The organism is Streptomyces pluripotens (assembly GCF_000802245.2).
GTDB classification, from domain to species: Bacteria; Actinomycetota; Actinomycetes; order Streptomycetales; family Streptomycetaceae; genus Streptomyces; species Streptomyces pluripotens.
This window is the reverse complement of sequence record NZ_CP021080.1, coordinates 6,514,233-6,536,484: the sequence shown is the minus strand read 5'-3', so window position 1 is coordinate 6,536,484 and position 22,252 is coordinate 6,514,233. Positions and strand designations below refer to the sequence as shown.

22 protein-coding genes and 1 tRNA gene are annotated in these 22,252 nt (G+C 71.6%); 12 read left to right on the top strand and 11 right to left on the bottom strand.

Translation table 11 applies throughout. The annotated features are described in order from the left end of the window. Positions 1-59: 59 nt before the first annotated feature. Complete coding sequence (locus tag LK06_RS28980) at positions 60-851, top strand: IS5 family transposase (protein ID WP_086083551.1); 792 nt, start codon at positions 60-62, stop codon at positions 849-851. Here LK06_RS28980 and LK06_RS28975 read toward each other — a convergent pair. Next, the gene (locus LK06_RS28975) at positions 808-1,344 is read right to left on the bottom strand and encodes a hypothetical protein (RefSeq protein WP_086083062.1); all 537 of its coding nucleotides are present in this window, start codon (positions 1,342-1,344) and stop codon (positions 808-810) included. The two genes, LK06_RS28980 and LK06_RS28975, sit on opposite strands and share 44 nt — an antisense overlap. A 266-nt stretch (positions 1,345-1,610) precedes the next feature. On the opposite strand from LK06_RS28975, the gene LK06_RS28970 reads away from it, so the two are divergent. Both LK06_RS28970 and LK06_RS28965 read left to right on the top strand, forming a co-directional pair. Beyond that, positions 1,611-1,985 (top strand): hypothetical protein, encoded by a 375-nt coding sequence (locus LK06_RS28970; protein ID WP_234367534.1) that lies wholly within the window; start codon positions 1,611-1,613, stop codon positions 1,983-1,985. A 25-nt stretch (positions 1,986-2,010) separates the two neighbouring features. Further along, entirely contained in the window at positions 2,011-2,322 is a 312-nt protein-coding gene (locus LK06_RS28965; protein ID WP_039657415.1) for a tyrosine-type recombinase/integrase, read from the top strand. 116 nt (positions 2,323-2,438) lie between these two features. Here LK06_RS28965 and LK06_RS28960 read toward each other — a convergent pair. Beyond that, positions 2,439-2,512 (bottom strand) — tRNA-Pro (locus LK06_RS28960). Between the two features lie 198 nt (positions 2,513-2,710). Between LK06_RS28960 and LK06_RS28955 the strand changes: the two genes are divergently transcribed. Next, complete coding sequence (locus LK06_RS28955; protein ID WP_043409268.1) at positions 2,711-3,214, top strand: DUF309 domain-containing protein; 504 nt, start codon at positions 2,711-2,713, stop codon at positions 3,212-3,214. 105 nt (positions 3,215-3,319) lie between these two features. Next, a complete protein-coding gene (gene cobF / locus LK06_RS28950) occupies positions 3,320-4,093 on the top strand; it encodes a precorrin-6A synthase (deacetylating) (protein WP_234367533.1) in 774 nt (257 codons plus the stop codon). Between the two features lie 229 nt (positions 4,094-4,322). On the opposite strand, the gene LK06_RS28945 is transcribed toward cobF, so the two are convergent. After that, positions 4,323-5,081 (bottom strand): cobalt-precorrin-6A reductase, encoded by a 759-nt coding sequence (locus LK06_RS28945; RefSeq protein ID WP_039657421.1) that lies wholly within the window; start codon positions 5,079-5,081, stop codon positions 4,323-4,325. A 67-nt stretch (positions 5,082-5,148) separates the two neighbouring features. On the opposite strand from LK06_RS28945, the gene LK06_RS28940 reads away from it, so the two are divergent. Beyond that, a complete protein-coding gene (locus tag LK06_RS28940; protein WP_174674009.1) occupies positions 5,149-5,928 on the top strand; it encodes an HAD-IIA family hydrolase in 780 nt (259 codons plus the stop codon). Here LK06_RS28940 and LK06_RS28935 read toward each other — a convergent pair. The 3 genes from LK06_RS28935 to LK06_RS28930 all read right to left on the bottom strand — a co-directional run bounded on the left by LK06_RS28935 (position 5,917) and on the right by LK06_RS28930 (position 8,206). Beyond that, positions 5,917-6,690 (bottom strand): sulfite exporter TauE/SafE family protein, encoded by a 774-nt coding sequence (locus LK06_RS28935; protein WP_039657424.1) that lies wholly within the window; start codon positions 6,688-6,690, stop codon positions 5,917-5,919. The two genes, LK06_RS28940 and LK06_RS28935, sit on opposite strands and share 12 nt — an antisense overlap. A 13-nt stretch (positions 6,691-6,703) precedes the next feature. Further along, entirely contained in the window at positions 6,704-6,874 is a 171-nt protein-coding gene (locus LK06_RS33515; RefSeq protein ID WP_159025345.1) for a hypothetical protein, read from the bottom strand. A 144-nt stretch (positions 6,875-7,018) separates the two neighbouring features. Beyond that, positions 7,019-8,206 (bottom strand): thiolase family protein, encoded by a 1,188-nt coding sequence (locus LK06_RS28930; RefSeq protein WP_086083549.1) that lies wholly within the window; start codon positions 8,204-8,206, stop codon positions 7,019-7,021. A 166-nt stretch (positions 8,207-8,372) separates the two neighbouring features. Between LK06_RS28930 and LK06_RS28925 the strand changes: the two genes are divergently transcribed. The 6 genes from LK06_RS28925 to LK06_RS28900 all read left to right on the top strand — a co-directional run bounded on the left by LK06_RS28925 (position 8,373) and on the right by LK06_RS28900 (position 14,667). Then, the gene (locus LK06_RS28925) at positions 8,373-9,182 is read left to right on the top strand and encodes an alpha/beta hydrolase (RefSeq protein ID WP_039657428.1); all 810 of its coding nucleotides are present in this window, start codon (positions 8,373-8,375) and stop codon (positions 9,180-9,182) included. A 399-nt stretch (positions 9,183-9,581) separates the two neighbouring features. Then, on the top strand, positions 9,582-10,385 hold the full coding sequence (locus LK06_RS28920) for an SAM-dependent methyltransferase (RefSeq protein ID WP_039657429.1): 804 nt from the start codon (positions 9,582-9,584) through the stop codon (positions 10,383-10,385). Positions 10,386-10,693: 308 nt separating this feature from the next. Continuing rightward, the gene (locus LK06_RS28915; protein WP_039657431.1) at positions 10,694-11,506 is read left to right on the top strand and encodes an SAM-dependent methyltransferase; all 813 of its coding nucleotides are present in this window, start codon (positions 10,694-10,696) and stop codon (positions 11,504-11,506) included. Between the two features lie 35 nt (positions 11,507-11,541). Then, positions 11,542-12,945 (top strand): glutamine synthetase family protein, encoded by a 1,404-nt coding sequence (locus LK06_RS28910; protein WP_039657433.1) that lies wholly within the window; start codon positions 11,542-11,544, stop codon positions 12,943-12,945. A 2-nt stretch (positions 12,946-12,947) separates the two neighbouring features. Beyond that, a complete protein-coding gene (locus tag LK06_RS28905) occupies positions 12,948-14,123 on the top strand; it encodes an amidohydrolase family protein (protein ID WP_039657435.1) in 1,176 nt (391 codons plus the stop codon). A 16-nt stretch (positions 14,124-14,139) separates the two neighbouring features. Then, the gene (locus LK06_RS28900) at positions 14,140-14,667 is read left to right on the top strand and encodes an NUDIX hydrolase family protein (protein ID WP_039657437.1); all 528 of its coding nucleotides are present in this window, start codon (positions 14,140-14,142) and stop codon (positions 14,665-14,667) included. 57 nt (positions 14,668-14,724) lie between these two features. On the opposite strand, the gene LK06_RS28895 is transcribed toward LK06_RS28900, so the two are convergent. Genes LK06_RS28895 through LK06_RS28875 form a run of 5 tightly spaced genes read right to left on the bottom strand, consistent with a single transcriptional unit; the run spans position 14,725 to position 22,088 of the window. After that, a complete protein-coding gene (locus tag LK06_RS28895; protein ID WP_043432462.1) occupies positions 14,725-17,229 on the bottom strand; it encodes an acyl-CoA reductase in 2,505 nt (834 codons plus the stop codon). Beyond that, the gene (locus LK06_RS28890) at positions 17,226-18,392 is read right to left on the bottom strand and encodes a LuxE/PaaK family acyltransferase (protein ID WP_039657441.1); all 1,167 of its coding nucleotides are present in this window, start codon (positions 18,390-18,392) and stop codon (positions 17,226-17,228) included. Before LK06_RS28890 ends, LK06_RS28895 begins: the two co-directional genes overlap by 4 nt. Beyond that, positions 18,389-19,525 (bottom strand): GNAT family N-acetyltransferase, encoded by a 1,137-nt coding sequence (locus tag LK06_RS28885; RefSeq protein WP_043432465.1) that lies wholly within the window; start codon positions 19,523-19,525, stop codon positions 18,389-18,391. The genes LK06_RS28890 and LK06_RS28885 overlap by 4 nt, the downstream gene beginning before the upstream one ends. Next, positions 19,522-20,829, bottom strand: coding sequence for an MFS transporter (locus LK06_RS28880; protein WP_052270305.1), 1,308 nt, complete (start codon positions 20,827-20,829; stop codon positions 19,522-19,524). Before LK06_RS28880 ends, LK06_RS28885 begins: the two co-directional genes overlap by 4 nt. Beyond that, positions 20,826-22,088 (bottom strand): phenylacetate--CoA ligase family protein, encoded by a 1,263-nt coding sequence (locus tag LK06_RS28875; RefSeq protein WP_039657445.1) that lies wholly within the window; start codon positions 22,086-22,088, stop codon positions 20,826-20,828. Before LK06_RS28875 ends, LK06_RS28880 begins: the two co-directional genes overlap by 4 nt. Positions 22,089-22,252 lie beyond the last annotated feature (164 nt).

Here is a 22,252-nt window from a genome sequence, read left to right as displayed (position 1 = left end):
CTCACCGGTTTGGAAATGCCGCCGACAATGGGACGCGGCAGCCGCGCTATCCGTCGGATATGACGGACGCGGAGTGGGCCAGGGTCCTGCCGCTGCTGCCGGTGCCGGGCTGGATGCGCGGCCGGGGCGGCCGGCCGGAGGCGTATTGCCACCGGGTCATGCTCGATGCGATCCGGTATCTCGTGGACAACGGGATCAAGTGGCGGGCGATGCCTGCCGACTTCCCGCCGTGGGACCGCATCTACGCATTCTTCCGCCGCTGGCGTGACCACGCCCTGGTCAAGGAGTTCCACGACCGGTTGCGCGCGAGAGTCCGCGAGGAGCTGGGGCGGGACGCGCAGCCGACGGCCGGGGTGATCGACTCGCAGTCCGTCAAGGCGGACGCCGTCGTCGGCGCGGACAGCCGGGGCTTCGACGGTGGCAAGCTCGTCAACGGCCGCAAGCGGCATGTCGTGGTCGACACCCTCGGCCTGCTGCTGGGCGTGATGGTCACCGCCGCGGATGTCGGCGACCGCACCGCTGCCCAGGTGCTGCTCGGGCAGGTCGCCGACGCCCACCACCGGCTGGAACTGCTCTGGGCTGATGGCGGCTACACCGGCAGCCTCGTCGAGCACTGCCTGGCCACGTTCGCCCTGGTCCTGGCGATCGTCAAACGCAGCGACGACCAGAAGGGGTTCGTGGTGCTGCCCAAGCGGTGGATCGTCGAGCGCCTCTTCGCCCACCTGATGCGAAGCCGCCGCCTGGTGCGCGACTTCGAGCGCCGCACCACCAGCGCGGAGGCGATGGTCTACTGGTCGATGACCGGGCTCATGACCCGCCGCCTGGCCCGCTCACGCCTGCCGCGAGGGTGAACCGGCCCGGCTGCTGCTCGGCCAGCCAGCCGCGGGCCACCAGGCGTTTCGCCTTCGACCGTAGGGCCTCCACCCGCGCCGGCACCACGTCCATGCCGAACACGGCGGCCATCTCCTGGCAGCTCAAAGGGCCTTGATGGAGCCGGGCCCGGTCCGCGAGCGCCGTGAGGATGCGCTGGTAGTCCACCGACAGCACCGACCAGGCCAGCCCCTGGCGCCACACCGGCACCTGTGACTTCGACTTCGCCGCATCCCCAGGCGTCGACGGCACCTGCGCATCCCGCGGATCCGCGGTGACTTCCGCCTCGGCGGCGGCACCGTCGTCCGGAGCCAGCACCGTATCGACCCGCCTGCGAGCGATCGCCCACTCCTGCCATTCCAGCTCGGCCGCGGCCAGCTCGGCCTGGATGCGGTCGGCCTCCTCCCGCAGCCCGTCGACTCGACGCCGAGCGGCGACCTCGTGCTGTTCCAGCAGCCCAACAACTGACGGCATCCGCGACCTCCCGGGGAACGACGACCCGACAGGCCACCACTCCCACGGAACCACCGGTCCTATCCCCGACCAGCGGAAACGCGCCGATCACGTCCGGAAAGACAACACCTTCTCACGGAAAGGTGCCAATGAAACGCTGGTCAGGACACTTCCATGGGTTCGGCCCATGGGTAGGACCACCGGACGTCTACCACAGCGAAGGAAACCGCCGGCCACCTCACCCTGACCCTCCCCCACCTCCCAGAGACGACGAGGACAAGGAGGCGGTGAAGCGACTCCAGCGCTACCGCGAAGTCGTGGCCACGTTCACCACCTCTGGTTTGCCGCCCATGATGTCGGGCCACTGGCTCCTAAAACGCAACCAAGCCTCCGTCGAGCGAACATGGACTGACGCGTCACTCGCCGTGGACTGGATGACCAAGCACTACGAGGACAACCCGCCGTTGCAGAGTGAGGATGGGAAGCCAACCTACGGTGACCTCGCCAGCAAGCGTGAGTATGTGCTCACGGTGCTGCCGGGAGGTGCGGACGTGAGCTGGGTGTACTACACGAAGTCGGGGAACATCGTTTCTCTCAGTGTTGTGTGCTGCCCGAACATCCACCATCCGGATCTTGTCTGCCCACTGCCTTGCGCACTGTGAATACGAGCAGGGAGCCCCGGTCCTTATGTGTCTGCCGGGCGAGGCATACGAGGACTCAGGCTACGTGGTCGTCGATGAGCTGGGCCGCCCCTTCAAGACGGGCAAGCTCCGGCGTGAGGCGCAGAAGCTCATGGAGGAGGCCGGCGTCCGGCGCGTCCGCGTCTACGATGCCCGCCACGCCTGTCTGTCCTGGATGGCCAACAACGGCGTGCCCGACACGGTGGTCTCGGCCTGGGCCGGGCACAGCGACCTGTCCTTCACCAAGCGGGTCCATGTCCACCCCGACCCACAGAGTCTCAAGGCAGGCTCGGACAAGCTGAGCGAGCTGCTCGGCTAGGCAAAATCATCCCAGTTTGTGAGAAATTGTGAGACGTCACGCCTCGATACGATCAAGGGCCTTGTCTCACGTGAGTGAAACAAGGCCCTGACCTGCAACGACGGAGAAGACTCCAGTCGGGACGACAGGATTTGAACCTGCGACCCCTTGACCCCCAGTCAAGTGCGCTACCAAGCTGCGCCACGTCCCGGTGCGCTCACTCGCGGTGGTCCGCGTGATTGCGCGGAAAGAACTCTACCCCACGTCCCGGGGTGCACCGAAGCAGGCCCGGCGGGAACAGCGCGGGGGAGGACAGGAGAGGACAGGAGACAGCAGGGAAGGACGAGGCGAGACGGGGGGCTGTTCGCAGGTATGGGAGGCGGCGGGCGGGGAGGGGACAATCGGTCGTATGACGAGCACGGGCGCATCGCAGGCCAGGGACCGGGACCCGCACGGGCGGCCCCGCAGCGCGCGGCCCCGGGACGGGCTCGGCCGACCGCTCCCCTACGGCGCGCACGGTGTCCCCCGCCAGCCGGAGGGTGTCGTGCGAGCGCCCGAGGACACGGTCGCCGAGGCACAGGCACTGCTGGACGCGGGACGGCCGTTCCACGCGCACGAGGTGTTCGAGGACGCCTGGAAGTCGGGTCCGGAGTGCGAGCGCGCGCTGTGGCGAGGCCTGGCCCAGCTGGCGGTGGGGCTCACGCATTCGGCGCGCGGGAACGCCGTGGGAGGGGCGCGCCTGCTGCGACGGGGCGCCGGCTCGGTCGAGGAGTGGGCGGCACGGCTGGTCGAGGACCAGCCCTACGGGATGGACCTCGCCGGACTCGCCGCGTGGGCACGGGGACTGGCCGATCGGGTGGCACAGGGGTCCGGGCCGGTGGACGCGCGGGCCGAGGCACCCGCGCTGCGGTGACGGTCCGGCCGGGCGTCCCCGCGCCGCCGGCGAGGCGGACGTTGCGCTGACAGCGGGTGCGGAGGCGGTGGACGCGCAGTCAGCGGTATGCGGCAGACTCGGGGCGTGCGAAAGATTCATGTCATCGGTATCGGTGCGGGCGACCCCGACCAGCTGACCCTGCAGGCGGTCAGGACGCTGCAGAGCACGGACGTGTTCTTCCTGCTCGACAAGGGCGAGGTGAAGCACGACCTGGCCCAGCTGCGCCGGAGCCTGCTGGACGCACACCTGGCCGAGGGCTCGTACCGGGTGGTGGAAGCGCGGGATCCGGAGCGGGACCGGAAGGCGGGCGGGGCAGCCTACTCACCGGCCGTCGGCGACTGGCGCAGTGCCCGTGCCGGGATCTACGAGCGCCTGATCGCCGAAGAGCTGGACGAGTGCGGCACCGGTGCCTTCCTGGTGTGGGGGGACCCCGCGCTGTACGACAGCACGCTGGGGATCCTCCAGGAGGTGCTGGAGCGGGGCGCGGTGGAGTTCGAGTACGACGTCGTGCCCGGCGTCAGCAGTGTCTCCTCGCTCGTCGCCCGGCACCGCACGGGCCTGAACCGGGTGGGCCGCCCGGTACAGATCACCACCGGGCGGAGGCTTGCCGAGGGCTTCCCGGAGGGGGTGGACGACGTGGTCGTGATGCTGGACGCTCAGCAGGCCTTCCGGCGGTACGCCGGAGAGGACATCGACATCTACTGGGGGGCCTACATCGGTACTCCGGACGAGATCCTCGTCGCCGGCCCGATCGCCGAGGCCGGTCCGCGCATCGAGCGGCTGCGGGCCGAGGCTCGGGAGCGCAAGGGCTGGATCATGGACACGTACCTGCTGCGCAGGAGCCCCGGCACGGGGTGAGGCCCCCGGGCGGACCGCCCCGCGCGTGGGTTCGGCCCACGGGGGTACGGCTCGCTGCCGGCCGACGCGAGGCGGGTTGACCAGCGGCACATCGAGCGGCCGGCGGAGGAAACGGGTGCGGCAGACACGGGTGCGGCGGGACTTCGGGGTCCCCGCGGGCACCGCTCGCGGTGCGTCCGGCAGCACGATCGCCAAACGGCTGCGGGTGGCCGGATCCGGGCCCCGGCCGTCACACGGCCCCGGGTCCCAGCCACCGCCCCAGCCGCGCCCGTACCCCCGCCACGTCGGGCACCGCGGTCACACCCGGCGGCAGCGGCGGCCGGCGAACGACGACCACGGGCAGCCCGAGGTTCCGGGCGGCCGTCAGCTTGGCGCTCGTCGCCTCGCCGCCGCTGTCCTTCGTGACCAGGACGTCGATCCGGTGGGCGCGCAGCAGTTCCGTCTCGCCGGCGACGGTGAACGGACCACGTGCCAGCACCAGGTGGTGGTCGGGCGGCAGCGGCGGCTCGGGCGGCTCCACCGACCGGACGACGAAGTGTCGATCCGGGATGCGCGCGAATGCGGCCAGACCCAGGCGTCCGGTACTGAGGAACACCCGGCGGCCAAGGCCGGGCAGGGCCGCGCCGGCCGCCTCCAGGGAGGGGACGGGATGCCAGTCGTCGCCGGGGGCCGGCTGCCAGCCGGGGCGCCGCAGGAAGACCGCCGGGATCTCGGTGGCCGCCGCCGCGCGGGCCGCCTGGGCCGTGATCAATTCGGCGAAGGGGTGGGTGGCATCCACCATTGCGTCCACCTGGTGGTCGCGCAGCCAGGCGGCGAGGCCGTCCGGCCCGCCGAAGCCGCCGACCCGGACCCGGCCGGGTAGCGCCGCGGGCCGGGCGACCCGGCCGGCCAGTGAGGTGGTGACCCGGATACCGGCGCGCGCGGCGAGGCCGGCGGCGAGGCTGCGTGCCTCGGCGGTGCCGCCGAGGATCAGGACGTGCGGGGGCATGGGGGTGAGCGTACCGAGGTCGTGCGGGGCGGTCCGCCGTCCGGATCGCTACGGTCGGACCATGGGAGTGGAATCCGTACGTGCCGTACTGATCGACATCGACGGCGTCCTCACCGTGTCCTGGAAGCCGCTGCCGGGTGCGGTGGATGCGCTGCGCAGGATCCGCGCGGCCGGGCTCGGGGTGGCCCTGGTGACCAACACGACCTCCCACAGCCGGGCGTCGATCGCGACGACCTTGGCGGGGGCCGGTTTCGAGGTGGGCGCGCAGGACGTGCTGACCGCGCCTGCCGCCACCGCCGCCCACCTCGCCAAGCACTTCCCCGGCGCCCGCTGCACCCTCCTCAACAGCGGGGACATCGGAGACGACCTCGGCGAGGTCACTCTGGTAGACGACCGGGCCGATGTGGTCGTCGTCGGTGGTGCCGGGCCGGAGTTCGACTATGCGGCGCTCAACCGGGCCTTCGGGCAGTTGCAGCGGGGTGCGCGGCTGATCGCCATGCACCGCAACCTGTACTGGCGGACCGACGCCGGGCTGCAGTTGGACTCAGGGGCCTTCCTGCTCGGGCTGGAGCGGGCCGCACGCGTCGAGGCGGAGGTCACGGGCAAGCCGTCACGGGCGTTCTTCGAGGCGGCGCTTGTCCGGCTGGGGGTGGGTGCGCAGCGGGCGCTGATGGTGGGCGATGACATCGAGTCGGATGTGCTCGCCGCACAGCGGGCCGGACTCACCGGCGTGTTGGTGAAGACGGGAAAGTACCTGCCGCAGACACACCGGAACGCCAGCGGCACGCCCGATCACGTGGTGAACTCCTTTGCGGACCTGCCCAGGCTGCTCGGGCTACCGCAGTAGCAGTTGCACTCCGCCCACGACCGTCGCGGCGATCACGAGTTGTTCGAAGAGCCGCTGGTTGATCCTGTTCACGGCCCATCTGCCGAACAGTCCGCCGGGCACGACGAACCCCGCGAGTGCGGCGTCGAGGAGCAGCGAGCGGCCGTCGATCAGGCCGAGGCCCGCGCTGAAGGGCACCTTCGAGACGTTCACGATGAGGAAGAAGAAGGCTGACGTGCCCAGGAATCCCAGTTTCCGGAACCCCGCGGACAGCAGGTACATCGACATCACCGGTCCGCCCGCGTTGGCGACCATCGTCGTGAACCCGCCGAGCACGCCGTACGAGCGGGCCTTGGCACGGCCGGCCCGGGAGGTGACCGCCTCCGGCGCCTCCTCCGCCCCGGCCGTCCGCCGCCGCCACACGGTCACCCCAGCCATCAGCAGCAGGATCGCGCCGATCGAGACCCGCACCAGCGCGTCATCGGCCAGCATGAGGAACAGCGCGCCGGCCACCACGCCCGCCGCCACAGCCGGGAAGAGTCGCCACAGCGTGGGCCAGTGGGCGTGCCGCCGGTAGGTGACGACGGCGAGCACGTCGCCGGCGATCAGGACGGGCAACAGGACGCCGGTGGAGGCGCGGGCGGGCAGGACCGCCGCGAAGATGGCCAGGCTGATCGTGTTGGCCCCGCTCACGGCGGTCTTGGAGAAGCCGACGAGCAGGGCCGCGAAGGCGAGCGCGGCGAACTCCCCGCCGGATATGTGCCACAGCGTCATCGTGTTCATGTGGAGGCAGATGCTATGGCATGCATCGAGTGGGACAAGGGCCGTCTCGCGCACCCGCCCGGGCCAGCGCCCTGCGCCACGCCTCGGCGAAGGTGAGCCGCAGATCTCCCTCGTCCAGGGCGGTCCTGCCGGGACGGCGGCGGGCGTTCTCGGCAAGAACGGCGAACAGGGGCAGGGGGGCCATGTGGTGTCGCTGCGTTTCCCTGTCGCGGCCAGCTACAGCTGGGCGGCAGGCGACGTTTGCCCGCCGTGGGTGCTGTGCGGGACTTTCGAAGCCCCCTACCAGTGCTGCCGAATCCGCTTGCGGAGAACCTCCGCCCGACAACCGTCAGTCCCTCTCGACCAGCACCGCGCTCCCCTGCCCCACTCCTACGCACATCGTGGCCAGCCCCTTCTCCGCACCGGTGCGCCGCATCCGGTGCAGCAGGGTGGTGAGAATGCGGGCGCCGGAGCAGCCGAGGGGATGGCCAAGGGCGATGGCGCCGCCCGTCGGATTCACCAGGTCCGGGTCGATGCCCAGATGGTCGACGCAGGCGAGGGCCTGCGCGGCGAACGCCTCGTTGAACTCCGCTTCCCGGAGGTCGCCAATCTTCCAGCCGACCCGGGCCAGTGCCTTGCGGGTGGCGGGGACCGGACCAAGGCCCATCACATCGGGGTGGACACCGGCGGAGGCGCCCGCGACATAGCGCCCCAGCGACTCCAGTCCCAGCTCGTTCAGGGCCTCCTCGCTGACCAGCAGGAGTCCCGCCGCACCGTCGTTCATCGGTGAGGCGTTGCCCGCCGTGACCGTGCCGCCGGGGCGGAACACCGGCTTGAGCCGGGACAGCTTCTCCAGTGACGTGTCCTCGCGGACGCACTCGTCCTGCTCGACCAGAACGCCGTCCGGGCGTTCGACGGGCAGGAGTTCGTCGTCGAAGTGGCCGTCCGTGCGGGCAGCGGCGGCGAGCCGATGGCTGCGCAGGGCGAACTCGTCCTGGCGTTCACGGGAGATGCCGTGGCGCCCGGCGACCTCTTCGGCGGTCTCCCCCATGGACAGCAGGCCGTGCAGGTCCTTCATGGCGGGGTTGATCAGGCGCCAGCCGAGCCGGGTGTCGTGGGTCTCGATGCGCTGCGGCAGCGCCTCGTCGGGGCGGGGCAGCACGAAGGGAGCGCGACTCATCGATTCCGAGCCGCCCGCGACGACGACGTCGGCCTCGCCCGCCGCGATGGTCCGGGCGGCGGTGGTGACCGCTTCCAGTCCCGAGGCGCACAGCCGGTTGACGGTGGCGCCGGGCACGGACTCGGGAAGCCCGGCGAGCAGGACAGCCATACGAGCGACGTTCCGGTTGTCCTCGCCGGCCTGGTTGGCGGCGCCCCAGTAGACGTCGTCGATCCGGGCGGGGTCGAGGGCGGGCACATCGGCCACCAGATGGCGGATCACGGTGGCCGCCAGGTCGTCGGGCCGGACGGAGGACAGGGCTCCGCGCAGCTTGCCGATGGGGGTGCGGCGGGCGGCGGCGAAGTGGACGGGACGCACGGCTGGGACTCCTGACCTACGACGCTGTGGACCAGCTGGGGCTGAGGCTGGGGCTGCGGTTGTTCCGCACCCCCCTTAATTAGCACTGCTAGTTTTAGACTATAGCCCTGGGACCGGTCCGCTGGGAAGATCTCCCCGGACCTTCACCGAGGCAGCTGGAGGAGACATGCCCCACGTGCGCGAGCACGTCGTCAAAGGCACTCACGGCGCCATCGCCGTACGCGAATGGCCTCGTCCGGCGCCCCGCTGCCTGGTGCTCCTGGTACACGGGTACGGCGAGCACGCCGGCCGGTACGGGGAACTCGCCGCCGTGCTGACCGGGTACGGGGCGGCCGTGTACGGGCCCGACCACATGGGGCACGGGAGGTCGGCGGGCGAGCGCGTGGTGATCGAGGACTTCGAGGACGTGGTCACCGATCTGCACGCCGTGGCGGACCGGGCGCGGGCCGCGCACCCGGACCTGCCGCTCATCCTGGTCGGCCACTCCATGGGCGGTCTGATCGCGGCTCGCTACGCCCAGCGGTACACGCAGGAGGTGAGCGCGCTGATCCTGTCCGGACCGGTGATCGGGACCTGGGACCTGCCGGGACGGCTCCTGGCTCTGGACGAGATCCCGGACACCCCGGTCAGCCCGTCCGCGCTCTCCCGGGACCCGGCCGTGGGAGCCGCGTACGCCGCCGATCCGCTGGTCTGGCACGGGCCGATGAAGCGCCCCACGCTCGAGGCCTTCGTCCGGACCCTGGAGACCGTCGCCCGGGGCGGTGCGGCCGGCGAGCTGCCGCTGCTGTGGCTGCACGGGGACGACGACCGGCTGGTGCCGCTGCCCGGCAGCCGGGCCGGAGTGGAACGGCTCAGCGGCGGCCGGCTGACCGAACAGATCTTCACCGGCGCCCGGCACGAAGTGTTCCACGAAACCACCAAGGAGCGGGCGCATACCGCAGTGATCCGCTTCCTGGACGCGGTGCTGCCCCACTGACCGGGGTTGCCCCTCCCCGGCGCCCGGCTCACGTCCAGACGGGGGCATTGCCGCACCGAGCAAGGGTTCCCCACCCGGGCAGGGGTTCCCGCACCGGGGAGGCCGGCACCCGGCAGCGGCGGACGCCGGCAGCAACTGCGCCGTCACCTCCACCGCTCCTGTCCGTGGCCGGAACCCGCCCCCGGACTCGGAGGCAAGTCGCCGTCCGCGGCGAAGCATTCCTCCCGCCCGGGGCCCCGGACACCTCACCGGGGCGGGTCCGGGATGCCGGAACGGCGCGGGCACAGCAGTCGGGGAGCTGACCGAAGAGCGACTCCGGCGCACGGCATGATCGTGTCAGACTGCTGGCCGCACGTCCCGGAGAGAACCTTCGGGGCCAGCCGAGCAGAGGAGCAACACGTGACGGGGACCGGGCCGACCACCCAGCGCATCGACACCACCCGGCCACATCCGGCCCGGGTGTACGACTGGTTCCTTGGCGGCAAGGACAACTACCCCGTCGACGAGGAACTGGGCCGCCGGATCACGGCGATCGACGAGGGTGCCGTCCGCGCCGCACGTGCCAACCGGGCGTTCATGCAGCGGACCACACGCATGCTGGCCGAGGACGGCATCCGCCAGTTCCTGGACATCGGCACCGGGATACCGACCGAGCCCAACCTGCACCAGATCGCCCAGTCGGTGGCACCGGACGCACGCGTGGTCTACGTCGACAACGACCCGATCGTGCTCGCCCACGCGGGCGCACTGCTGCGCGGCACGGCCGAGGGCGTGACCGAGTACGCGCAGGCCGATGCCCGCGACCCGCACGCCATCCTGGAACAGGCCGCGGCGGTGCTCGACCTGGACCGCCCGGTGGCTCTCTCGCTCATCGCCCTGCTCCACTTCGTCGCCGACGAGGACGGCGCCCACCACGTGGTCTCGACCCTGGTCGACGCACTGGCTCCGGGCAGCTGTCTGGTGCTGTCCATGATGACCGCCGACTTCGAGCCGGAGAACGTACGGCGGGGCATCGCCGCCTACGCCGCGGGCGGAGTGACCCTGGTCGCGCGTTCGCGCGACGACGTCGCGGCCTTCTTCGGGGGACTCGAGCTGCTGGCCCCGGGCGTGGTCCCGGTCTCCGGTTGGCGGGCCGAACAGGCCCCCGACGGTGACGGTCCGGTCTCCCTGTACGGCGCCGTGGGCCGCAAACCGGTGGGCTGATCTCCGGCAGGGGCCGGAGCAGCAACGCACCGGACACCGGCCTGGGCGCCGGCGGCGCATGGCCTCGTCGGCGCCCGGGCCGGTGAAGGCGGCCACCACCACACGGATCGTCCCGGCGTGCCGGGCGGACCGCAGGCCCTACGGTCAGCACGACGGGGTACGGCGACGGGGTACGGGAGCGTCGTCGGGCCCGCCCCGGCGCCTCCGCACGGCACCGCGAACCGCCCGCCGTACGCGTCTTCCCGGGACAGCGGGATCGGCGGGCGGCACAATGACGGCGGGCAACCGCATGCGAGAGGGGCGGCGACGTGACCGAGGGGCATTCCCCGACGACCGGACCGGCAAGGCTGAACACCAGCGTGGCGCACAACGCCCGGGTGTGGAACTACTGGATCGGCGGCAAGGACAACTACGAGGTCGACCAGCGGGTCGCCGAGCACGTCGCGAGCATGTTCCCGGTGATCCGCGAGGTGGCCCGCGCGGACCGGGACTTCCTGGCGCGGGCGGTACGGTTCCTGGCCACCGAACGCGGGATGCGGCAGTTCCTGGACGTGGGCACGGGCCTGCCGACGGTGGACAACACCCACGAGATCGCCCAGCGGATCGCCCCCGAGTCACGGATCGTGTACGTCGACAACGACCCGATCGTGCTCGTGCACGCCCGCTCCCTGCTCACCAGTTCCCCCGAAGGCGTCACGGACTACGTCGACGCCGATGTGCACGACCCCGAGTCCATCGTGCAGCGCGCCGGACAGACCCTCGATCTGACCCGGCCGGTCGCGGTGATGATGCTGGGCATCCTCAATTTCGTCCTGGACACCGCAGAGGCCCGGGACATCGTGCAGCGGCTGATGGCGGCCGTGCCCTCCGGGAGCCATCTGGTGCTCACCCACCCGACCTACGACGGCGACATGGGCGGCGAGGGCAATGTCGAGGCCATGGAGTTCTGGAACGCCAACGCCACCCCACCGATCACCGCCCGCAGCCGGGAGGAGATCGCGGCGTTCCTCGACGGCCTGGAGCTGGTCGAGCCGGGACTGGTGCCGTGCTCGCAATGGCGCGCCGAGTCTCCGTCGGCAGCGCCGGTTCCGCAGTTCGGCGCGGTGGCCGTGAAACCCTGACCCCAGCACTGTTCGAAGCCCGCCGAGGAGGACGCATGACCACCCTTGCCGACCCCCGACCCGGCGGGCGTCCCCGGGATCTGCGCCGGGTCGCCGCACTCACCGCCGACCTGGCCGCGCGGGACGTGCGCGGCATCGTGTTGGCCTACGTCGACACCGCGGGTGTGGGCCGGGTGAAGACGGTCCCGACCGCCCGGCTGGAGGCGGCCGTGTCCCGGGGCGTGGGCATGTCCCCGGTGTTCGACACCTTCCTCGCCGACGATTCGATCGTCACCACCGATGTCCTGGGCTCGCCGGACGGCGATCTCCGGCTCTATCCGGACCTCGACCAGTTGGTGGTGCTGGCCGGGCAGCCCGGTTGGGCCTGGGCGCCGGTGGACCGGATCACCCAAGAGGGGGCCCGACACCCCGGCTGCGCCCGGACCTTTCTGCGCCGGATCCTCGCCGACGCCGCCGGCCAGCACGGCCTCACCGTCAAGGCGGCGGTCGAGGTCGAGTGGGCCGTCGGACTCGGCTCGGCACCCGCCGGGGAGTTCCGGCCGGCGGTCTCCGGCCCGGCGTACGGCGCGATCCGGCAGGTGGAACTCAGCGACTACACCGCGGATCTACTGGCCGCGTTCGCCGCGCAGGACGTGGAGGTCGAACAGCTCCACCCCGAGTACGCGGCCGGACAGTTCGAGGTCTCGGTGAGTGCACTGGACCCGGTGGCGGCGGCCGACCGCAGCGTACTGGTGCGCCAGACGATCCGGGCGGTGGCGCAGCGACACGGCCTCAGGGTGTCGTTCGCGCCGGCCGTGTACGCCGAGGGGGTGGGCAACGGCGGCCATCTGCACCTGTCCTGCTGGCGTGACGGGGTGAACCTGCACGCAGGTGGTGACCGCCGGTACGGCATGACGGCGGAGGCGGAGTCGTTCGTGGCCGGGGTGCTCGCCCGCCTCCCCGCGCTGATGGCGATCACCTCTCCGAGCCCGGCGAGCTATCTGCGGCTCAGACCGTCGCAGTGGGCGGGGGTGTTCACCGCGTGGGGCCGCGAGACCCGCGAGGCGGCGCTGCGCGTGATCACGGGCACGGTAGGCCACCAGGAGCAGGACGCCAACCTGGAGGTCAAGCCGGTCGACCTGGCCGCCAACCCGTACCTGGCCATCGGCTGCGTGATCGCCGCCGGCCTCGACGGCATGACGGCGGCCCGAGATCTCCCGGAGGAGATCACCGGCGACCCGGTCCGGTACGGCATGCAGGAGGCGGCGGCACTCGGGGTGCGGCGCCTGCCGGTGTCGCTGTCGCAGGCCGTGGAGGACTTCCGCGGGGACCAGGTGCTGCGGGACGCGCTGGGCCCGGTCCTCGCGGACGCCGTGACCGCCGTACGCCTCGGTGAGGCGGCGGCAGTGGTGGGCCTCGACGACGCGCAGGTGGCGGCGGCCTACCGCTGGACGTACTGACGATGCCCGTCTCCGGCCCGGTGCACGAGGCCCTCGCCGCGCTACCGCTGGTGGACCACCACTGCCACGGCGCGGTGACCGCCGACCTCGGCGCCGACGCATTCAAGTCGCTGATCACCGAGGGCGCGGCCTGGCCCGGCATCTCACCCTTCGATAGCCCCGTCGGCGTCGCCGTGCGCCGACACTGCGCACCTGTGCTGGACCTCCCGCGGCACGCAGCGCCGGCCGACTACCTGGCCCGACGCAGGGCCCTCGGCTGGCGGGAGGTCAACCGCCGCTTCCTGGCGGCGTCGGCAACGGAGGTGTTCTGTGTGGACACCGGATACGCCCCGCAACCGGTGACTTCCCCCGCCGAACTGGCGGTGGCGGCCGGGGCCGCCGCCTGCGAGGTCGTCCGGTTGGAGCAGTTGGCGGAGGCGGTGGCCGCCGGGGGTGTCAAGGCGAACGGATACGCGTCCGCGTTCCGCACGGCCGCCGAGACGGCCGTGCGCCGGGCGGGTGTGGTGGCGGTGAAGTCCGTGGCCGCCTACCGCACGGGTTTCGCCCTGGACCCGGCCCGCCCCACGGACACCGAGGTGACCGCGGCGGCGGCCCGCTGGCTCACGCACGGCGGGCGCCTGACCGACCCCGTCCTGGTGCGGCACCTGCTGTGGACCGCCGTCGATCTGGGCCTGCCCCTGCAGTTGCACACCGGCTTCGGCGACGCGGACGTACGGTTGCACCGCGCGGATCCGGCACTGCTCACCGACTGGCTGCATCTGACCGCCGGCACGGTGCCCGTCGTCCTGCTGCACTGTTGGCCCTACCACCGTCAAGCCGCTTTTCTGGCCACGGTGTTCGAGCAGGTGTACCTGGACGTCGGGCTGGCCCTGCACTACACCGGCCCGGCCCGCTGCCGGGCGGTGCTGGAGGAGGCCCTGGAGATCGCCCCGTTCCGCAAACTGCTGTACAGCTCCGACGCCTTCGGTGTGGCCGAGTTCCACCACCTGGGTGCGCTGTCCTTCCGGCAGGGCCTGGCCGCTCTGCTGCAAAGCCGCGTGGACGCCGATGAGTTGACTTTGTCGGACGCCCTGCGGATCGCCAGCTGGACGGGCCGCGACAACGCCCGCCGGCTGTACGGACCGCTCGTATCCGAACCGTCCCGTCCTTCCGGCGGGCGCCCCACCCGGAAAGTATGATCAAGCAATGTCTGACATGACCGAAACCACGCCCGGCTGGCTGACCACGGACGAGCTGGAAGTGGCCAGGGGCCGTATGCCGATCCTGTACGTCGAGGCCGTACCCGTGCGTGTCGACGACAGCGGCGAAGTCACGAGCATCGGGCTGCTGTTGCGCATCGGCCCGGACGGAACGGTCAACCGGACCCTGGTCTCCGGCCGCGTCCTGCACCACGAAAGGGTCCGCGACGCCCTGCTGCGCCACCTGGAGAAGGACCTCGGTCCGGTCGCACTCCCCCGCGTCCCCGCCTCCCTGCAGCCCTTCACGGTGGCCGAATACTTCCCGACGGCGGGCATCACCCCGTACCACGACCCGCGCCAGCACGCGGTTTCCCTGGCCTACATCGTGCCCGTGGCCGGCGACTGCCGCCCCCGACAGGACGCGCTGGACCTGGTCTGGTTCAGCCCGCAGGAAGCGGCCTCACCGGGCGTGCAGAGCGAGATGCCGGGCGGGCACGGGGCGCTGGTGAAGCAAGCCCTCGCCCATGTGGGTCTGGCGTTCTGAGGCCCGCTGCCCGCCTGAGCGGCCGGTCGTTCACGGCGCCACCGGCGCCGTGGGCCCTCAGCGCCGGTCGATGACCGTACGCAGCTTGCCGCTGGTCCCGGTGCGTTCGAAGGACTCCCTCCGGGTGGTCTCCACGGCGAGGGCGAGCAGGCCCTCCGCTTCGGCCGAGGACAGCTCCGGGATCTCGCCGATGAGGACGTCCCGCACAGTGTGGGGATCGTCCGCGTACTGCTCGTCGAGCCGAACCGTGAGGACCTCCCGCTGCGGGTCGGCCTCGACCAGCAACTGCACCTCGCCGTGGTAGCCGAGGCGTTCCTGCACGACCCGCAGGATGCGCCGGTAGTTGACGAAGTACGTGCCGACGCGGACCACGTCGCCGTGGCGCCCGAGCAGTTCCAGCCGCGGCACGTGGCTGCCGCACGGGCACACACCGTCCAGCGCGCGCCCGAGGTCACCGATCTCGTACCGTTCCATTCGCTGCCCGGCACGGGACCGAGAGGTGAACACCAGCCGTCCGGGTTCGCCCGGTGCCACCGGCCGGTCCACGTCGGGGTCGAGGATCTCCAGCGTGTGCAGCGTGGTCAGCACGTGGTGGACGGATCCCTCGCAGGCCGTGCACTGGTAGCCCAACGGGCCCAGATCGGTGCTGCCGTACGCGGCGGACCGGATGACCTCGATGCCGAACTCAGCGGTCAGCATCCGGCGCTGCTCGGCGGTGAAGTGCTCGCCGCCGTAGAACATCTTCCGAATGCCGCCGTACCCGCGCAGTCGGTCCGCCTGGGCGTGCACCAGCTGCCACAGGTAGGACGGCATGCCGAACAGGGTGTCCACGCGGTGGGCGATGAGCGCCTCGGCGACAGCGGCGTGGTCGTCACCGGCGGCCATCGGGATCTGGGTGGCGTTCAGGCGTTCGAGGATGGAGAAGAAACTGATGAAGCTGCCGTACATCCCACCGCAGTAGAACAGGTTGGCCGCTCGGTCGCGGGCCGGGTCGAAGCCGGCGGCGAGCAAGCCGTCGGCCGCTGCCCGCATCTGGTCGTCGTAGTCGTCGCAGGTGAACACCGACAGCGCGGGTGCGCCCGTGGATCCCCCACTGCGGAAGTACAGGTGCGCGTATCGCGGTTCCAGCGTGGCGAGCGCGCGCTGGACGCCCTCCTTGTCCAACAGCGGCGCTTTGGGTGCCGGGGACAGCACCGCAGGCGCCACCAGATCGTCCAGGCAGGCCACGGCACGGAACCCCGCGCCCGTCGCGCGGACGCCGACCCGGCGGCTGTAGCGCTGCAACGCGTAGACCCCGTCGTGTGGTTCGCCCTCGTAGCCCTCCACCATGGAACCCACCGGGGTGACGCGGGTGACACCTGCGGCGAACAGGGAGCGCGACAGTCCGGCCACGTCCGCGGGGGCGCCGCCGACCGCCGCGGTCTGCAGGTAGCGGCGCATCGGCCGCAGGGTCGCCGTGACCGCGTGCCGGGGAAGCGGCTTGACCCAGACGCTGCGGTGCAGCGGAGAGGCGTCGAGCCCGGGTCGGGTGTCCGCGAGTACCCGCCACGAACCGTCGACGGCGGCGAACACCCGGGTGAGGCCCAGGTGTGCCTCCAGCCTGGCGAGCTGTTGCACGGTGGTGATCTCCGCCTGCTCGGCGGGACTGGGGGAGGGCGCGGGCCGGGCGTCGGACACCTGTGCGAGCCGCTCGGCGAAGCGGCCTGCGAACGCGAAGACGTCCTCGGCGTCCGCGGTGTCGAGGTAGATCACCTGCGGGCTGGAACACGCCTGCTGTTCGAGGCGGCAGACGTCCTCGGCGACCGCGTCGAGCGTGCCGTCGTCAGCCGCCGCCTGCCGGGTCAGGTAGGCGAAGGAGATCCGGTGCCCCCATTCGACGACCCGGCAGCCGGGCGGGGCCAGTTCACCGACCGTGCGAACGGCGTCCTCACCGCCCCAGACGGCGATGGCGTCGGCCTGTTCGCACACCGTCCGCAGCCACTCGCTGCGGGACGAGGCGAAGCACAGCACCACTGTGCGCTCGGCAATCAGGCCGGTCGGGTCGGCGGCCCCGAGCGCGGCCAGCAGAGCAGGGGCGAACCCGGTGCCGGAGCTGCTGGTCTTCAGGACGTTGAGGTTGCCCGCGAGCAGCCCCTCGACCACGCTCAGCGGCGCCACGGCGGCGGCGTTGCCGGGCGCGATGTGCACGAGCAGACCGACGGGCGCCCAGCACTCGTACACCGTCTCCCGGCCGTCCGGGCGGGTCAGCCGTTCCGGGCGCGGTCCGCCCAGTTCCCGGCGCAGCTTGCGTTCCAGTGCCTGCCGGGTGAGGGCGGCGGACACCTCGGCCAACGTGGCCGCGGCCTCGTCGGGGGGCAGCTGCCCGACCAGAGCCCCGTACAGGGCGCAGGCGGGGTCGGCCAACTCGCGGGCGACCGCGGCACACGCATCGAGCACCACGTCGGCGGGCAGTGGACGCGCCAGGACCCGTCCGGTCAACTCCGCCAGGCCGGCGAGCCGCCGGCCGGCCTCGGCGTCGTCGATGAACTCGCCCTGCCAGAGGTGGGGGTGGGGGGTGGTCACGACATTCCCTTCATCAGTTCGGCGGCTGCGACGGCGCAACTGCGGTTGCGGCTCACTCCGGCACGGCCGTGCACGGTGAACCAGTCGGTGGACAGCGGGCAGGGGCAGTCCGCGCCGGGGTACAGCGAGGCGAGGTCGCCCATCACGACGCTCTGCGCCGGCACGGAGGTGATGTACGGACTGACCAGGTGCAGGAAACCGCGGTCCCCGTACGGCAGTGGGCGCAGCGTCGCCGTGTCGCGGACCGCCGCGCGTGACCACACGGGTACGTGCAGCCGGTGGTGTGCGCACTCGACGTACGGGACGCAGTGCTCGACGGAGCCGAAGGTGTCCCGGACCCGGTCACCCGGGATGCCGAGACGTTCGGTGATTTCGGCGTAGAACGCGTCCTTGGCGATCTGCCGGTCGGCGTGCCCCTTCCAGCCGCCGCCGAGCACCACCAGTGAGCCCTCGGGCAGTTGCAGCGGCGGCAGGCCCATCGCCCGCATCCGTTCCAGGGTGAAGTGGAGGAAGGCCGGGAAGCCCAGGATGCGGACCGGTACGTCGTCCTGCGCGTAGCGCCGGAGCGCGGCGACACAGCCGTGCACGTCGAACTCGTGGCCGGTGCCGGTGTGCCGCAGGGCGTGCGTGGTGTGTCGGGCTGGTGCGAAGTCGCACAGGTAGTTGTCGGTGAACGAGGTGCCCAGCTTCAGTGAGGGGGCCGGCTCGTAGCTGTACAGCAGGTAGTTGACCGGTCGGTCGGGGGTGATCCAACCGTAGTGGTCGAAGATGCGGGCCACCATGCGCTGGGCCGAGCGGATGGTCCACTCGTCGAAGAACATCTGCGACTTCTGGCCCGTGGTCCCGGAGGAGGTCAGGTGCAGGAACACCTGTTCGCGGGGGATGGAGAGGATCTCGTGGCGCTTGAAGAAGGCCGCGGGCACCAACGGGGCGCGCACTCCGTCGCCGACGGTGGGCGCCGCTTCCTCGGGCGGATCTTGGAGCAGGGCCGCGTAGAACGGGGAGCGGCCGGCGTGCCACGCATGGCTCTCTGCCATCGCCGCGGCGAACAGTTCATCAGCGGTGGGGCCGGCCGCGTACGGCTGCGCCAGGTCACACAGGCGCTGTACGTGGCCGAGCGCCTCCGGGTCGGGGACCTGGACGGGGGAGAGATGGGGGTTCATCGGGGTACCTCGTGAACGGGCAGGTAGGTGGCGGTCCAGGTGGTCAGGTAGGCGTCGAGGTAGGGCTGCAGCAAGGGGCTGACGGCCGTCGTGCGGAAGTCGATCTGGCGGCTGGTGCGGGAGAGTACGACGTAGTCGTGGAACCGGTCGCGGATGCGGCGCATCGCCGGGTAGACCGCGCTCGGCACGAACCCCGAGCCCAGGAAGACCTCCAGTGCCTCGGTGTCGGCGAGCGGCAGCAGCGTCTCCGCGTAGTCCGCGCCTGCCCGGGTGACCGCGGTCATCACCGCCTCCAGGGCGCCGGTGACCGCGGCCGGATGGGGATGCACTGCGACCAGGGCGCAGCTGCCGGCCACCGGGTCGAGGTCGGCGTACGCTTCGAAGCCGCCGTCGGCGGCGACCAGGAGCGCGTTCGGTGTGTGCAGCGGGAAGAAGCGGTCCTCCGCGTCGGGGAAGCGTTCCAGGAAGCGGCGCCGGACGAAGGCCGGGGCCTCGATCAGCTCTACCGGTGCGGTGCCGGCCGCGGAGGGCGCCACCCGGTGTCCGGGGAGGAATCCGGTGCCCGTGCAGTCGATGCCGGTGACGGCGGATGCGGCGGCCAGCAGCGCCGACAGGGCCTCGGGCACGTGTCCGGCGGGAGTGCGTCGGTCGAGCACGCCGTCGGCGTAGCGGGCGAACAGCGCGAGGCTCTCGCAGCCCTCGACCTCGACGGCGTTCGGCAGCAGCCCGAGCGGCCGGAAGCCGTTGTGCACGACGACGCGCTGGGGGCCTTCGGTGACGACGCGGACGGTGGTGTACACCGAGTCGAGACGACCGGTGGCGAAGGCCTCCTCGCAGACGGCGCCGGTGAGCCGGGAGGCGAGTCCGTCGCCGCGGTGCCCGGGATGGACGGCGAGGCCGACGAGTTTGCCGATACAGCTGCCCGGATCGGTCTGTACGACGGCGGAGCCGACGAGGTCGCCCCCGCCGGTGCGGGCGGTGAACCAGTGCGCGGTGCCGTCGGTGATGAGGCGGCGCATCACGGCCGGGTCGCTGCCGAGCGGTACCGGGTAGCCGTGCCCGTACACCTCGAAGTACAGCTGCCGCAGCTCCGCGATGTCCTGGACGGAGGCCGGGGACAGGACGGCGTTCACGGTCTCTCCCCCGCCGGTTCGAGGGGGCCCGAGGGCGTGGTGGGTGCCCGCGGCCCACCGGTCTCCGCCCGCCCGCCGAGGAACCACAGGGCAACGGCCACCGGGACGAGACCGGCGCCCTGCACCAGGCAGAGCGTGCGGGCCGGCAGATGGTCACCGAGCACGCCGAAGACGAGGCAGGACACGGGGAACGTGGCACCGAGCAGTGCCTGCATGACGGCGAAGAATCCCGGCTTGTCGTGGGCGGGCACCAGCCGCTGGAAGAGGGCGACGAAGCGCACGCCGATCACGCCGACGCACCAACCGGCGACCCCCAGTGCGACGAGCGCGACCGCGTGGCCGGCGACCAGACCCGGCAGGCCGAGGACAGTGGCCAGTACGGCCAGGCACACGCTGCCGACGGTGACCGGACGCCCGGGCACCCGGTCGCCGGTGAAGGAGCCGACGAGTGTGCCCGCGCCGAGCGCCGCCTCCAGCGAGGCGACGGTGGAACCGGTGGCGTGCAGCACGCTTCGCGTGTAGAGCGGCATCACCACGTAGACGGCGGTGGTGAAGACGTTGGCGGCGGCGAAACAGACCAGCACACGCCGGATGAAGGGAAGCCCGGCCAGGACCTGACGGAGCCCCCGAGGTGCGGGGGCCGGGCCGTCCACCCGCGGGCTCCCCCCGTCGGGCGCCGGTGCCGCGGCGTGCGGGAAGCGGACGGAGGCGACCAACAAGGCGGCGAGCAGGTAGCCGATGGCGCAGGCGGCGACGGTGCCCGGTAGTCCGCCCGCGTCGACGGCGAGCGGGCCGAACAGTCCTCCGCCGAGTCCGGCGACCGATTGGGTGGACAGTTCGAAGCCGGTGGCCGCCTCGATGTCGGTGTCCTCGACCAGTTCGGGCACCGAGGTCGTCAGGCACGGGTCGAAGACCGCCTGGCACGCGGCCAGGGCCAGTCCCACCGTGTAGACGGCTGGCGTGGGCAGCGTCCCGACCTGTGCCAGGCCGGTGGCCGTGGCGGCCACGGCGCCCGCGCAGGTCGCCGCGGCGGCCAGTACCGTCCGGTGGGCGTGGCGTGCCACGAGGCGGGCGATGACAGGGGCGAGCGCTACCGCCGGGAGGGTGCAGGCCATGAGGAACAGCCCCGAGTCGAGCCCTCGGTGCGGGCCGCCCGCGAATCCGACGAGCCACCAGACCGCGCCGGCCTGGAACATCCTGTTCGCGGCCTGGGTGAGGAGCTGACCGGCCCAGACCCGACCGAACGACGGGTTGCGCAGCACGAGGGGCGGACGGCGGCGGACACGCGAGGCCACCGCGCTCATGAGCAGGGCCGTTCGTCGACTACGCGGATCAGTTTCCCGGTGCGGGAGTTGACGGCCAGGTCCCGGTGGCGTACCCGCTCGACGGTGAGCGGATTGACATGGCCGGCAGCGGTCGCGCTTGCGTAGAGCGGGCGCTGGGCGAGGACCGCGGCGGCGACGGCGTCCGTCAGCGCGGAATTGCCGTCGCCGGGTTCGCCCGTCGCCAGTCTCAGCACCAGACCGTCGCGACCGTTGCTGCGCTGTACCACGAGTTGCAGGCCGGTCACCTCACCGGCGGCATCGGCGGCCGTGACGATGTCGTGGACGTCCTGGGTGTAGAGGGACACCGGACCGACCCGCACGCCTTCCTCGGCACGGCCGAGGAGGCGGAAGACCCCGGCCTCCCGGTCCACCCATTCGGCCCGGTCTCCGGCGGGGTAGCGGAGCACTGGCATGAGCCTTCGGCGTAGATCGGTGACGACCAGCCGCCCCGGTACGCGGTTGTCGGCGACGGAACGGTCGCTGTCGTCGTCGAGGATCTCGACCACCGTGTACGGGGTGAAGGCACGGTGCACCCGGGGGTCGTCGCCGGGCACCGCTTCCCCGAGCAGTCCCGCGTCCACGCTCGCATAGCCGAGGGAGCGTGCGCGGGCCTTCGGGAACGCGGCCCGGAGCTGGGGGAGCTGGTCACCGAAGAGGCATTCGCCGCCGAAGAACAGCAGTTCCACGTGTGGAAGTTGACGCCCGGCTGCGACGAGGCGCTCGGCCAACGAGCAGAGGGTGGTGGGGGTTCCGGCGACGACCTGGACCTGGAACTCCTCAAGCGTTGCGGCAGTGGACTCCCAGGGCGCCGCGCCCCCTAGGGGAAGGCGGACGTTGGCCACGGGAGCCCGGTGGAGCGAGTCCAGGACGAAGCTGAAACTGGCGTACAGGTCGCCCGCGTAGAAGAGATCGGCGACCCGGTGGCCCGGCCGCAGTCCGGCGTTGACGAGTCCGGCGCCGAAGGCGGTGGTGAACTCCCGCCATTCGGTGCGTGTGTAGAAGGAGAACTTCGGTGATCCCGTCGTGCCGCCGCTGCGGAAGACGACTGCCTCGTGCAGCGGCGCGGTCAGCAGCCTGTTGTCACCTGGAGAGTTGGCCCGCCAGAAATCGACTTGAGGCACCAGCGGCAGTTCTGCGAGCCGGTCAGTTGTGGAGGGTAGGTGGGCGTAGAGGTCACGGTAGAAAGGCGAGTTGCGGCGTACGAAGCGTATGAGCTCCGCAAGTGGTTGAACGGGCATCAATTCCTGCTCGAAGGCGTTTATCGCCGACACGAAAAAGGCCGACGGTGGCGTGCCGAGTCGGGCCGTTCCGGACCTATGGATGGCCGTGCCGTCGGCGATGCGAATCAACGGTGCACACCCACGCTGAACGCGGGCGTCCGGATCACAAGGGTATCTCAACA

Coding starts and splice junctions, on each gene's coding strand:
- LK06_RS28875 (WP_039657445.1), bottom strand. CDS start 22,088: ATGCCCGTTCAACCACTTGCGGAGCTCATACGCTTCGTACGCCGCAAC.
- LK06_RS28905 (WP_039657435.1), top strand. CDS start 12,948: ATGCCCGTCTCCGGCCCGGTGCACGAGGCCCTCGCCGCGCTACCGCTG.
- LK06_RS28975 (WP_086083062.1), bottom strand. CDS start 1,344: ATGCCGTCAGTTGTTGGGCTGCTGGAACAGCACGAGGTCGCCGCTCGG.
- LK06_RS28925 (WP_039657428.1), top strand. CDS start 8,373: ATGCCCCACGTGCGCGAGCACGTCGTCAAAGGCACTCACGGCGCCATC.
- LK06_RS28910 (WP_039657433.1), top strand. CDS start 11,542: ATGACCACCCTTGCCGACCCCCGACCCGGCGGGCGTCCCCGGGATCTG.
- LK06_RS28955 (WP_043409268.1), top strand. CDS start 2,711: ATGACGAGCACGGGCGCATCGCAGGCCAGGGACCGGGACCCGCACGGG.
- LK06_RS28965 (WP_039657415.1), top strand. CDS start 2,011: ATGTGTCTGCCGGGCGAGGCATACGAGGACTCAGGCTACGTGGTCGTC.
- LK06_RS28890 (WP_039657441.1), bottom strand. CDS start 18,392: ATGAACCCCCATCTCTCCCCCGTCCAGGTCCCCGACCCGGAGGCGCTC.
- LK06_RS28980 (WP_086083551.1), top strand. CDS start 60: ATGACGGACGCGGAGTGGGCCAGGGTCCTGCCGCTGCTGCCGGTGCCG.
- LK06_RS33515 (WP_159025345.1), bottom strand. CDS start 6,874: ATGGCCCCCCTGCCCCTGTTCGCCGTTCTTGCCGAGAACGCCCGCCGC.
- LK06_RS28945 (WP_039657421.1), bottom strand. CDS start 5,081: ATGCCCCCGCACGTCCTGATCCTCGGCGGCACCGCCGAGGCACGCAGC.
- LK06_RS28935 (WP_039657424.1), bottom strand. CDS start 6,690: ATGAACACGATGACGCTGTGGCACATATCCGGCGGGGAGTTCGCCGCG.
- LK06_RS28880 (WP_052270305.1), bottom strand. CDS start 20,829: ATGAGCGCGGTGGCCTCGCGTGTCCGCCGCCGTCCGCCCCTCGTGCTG.
- LK06_RS28900 (WP_039657437.1), top strand. CDS start 14,140: ATGACCGAAACCACGCCCGGCTGGCTGACCACGGACGAGCTGGAAGTG.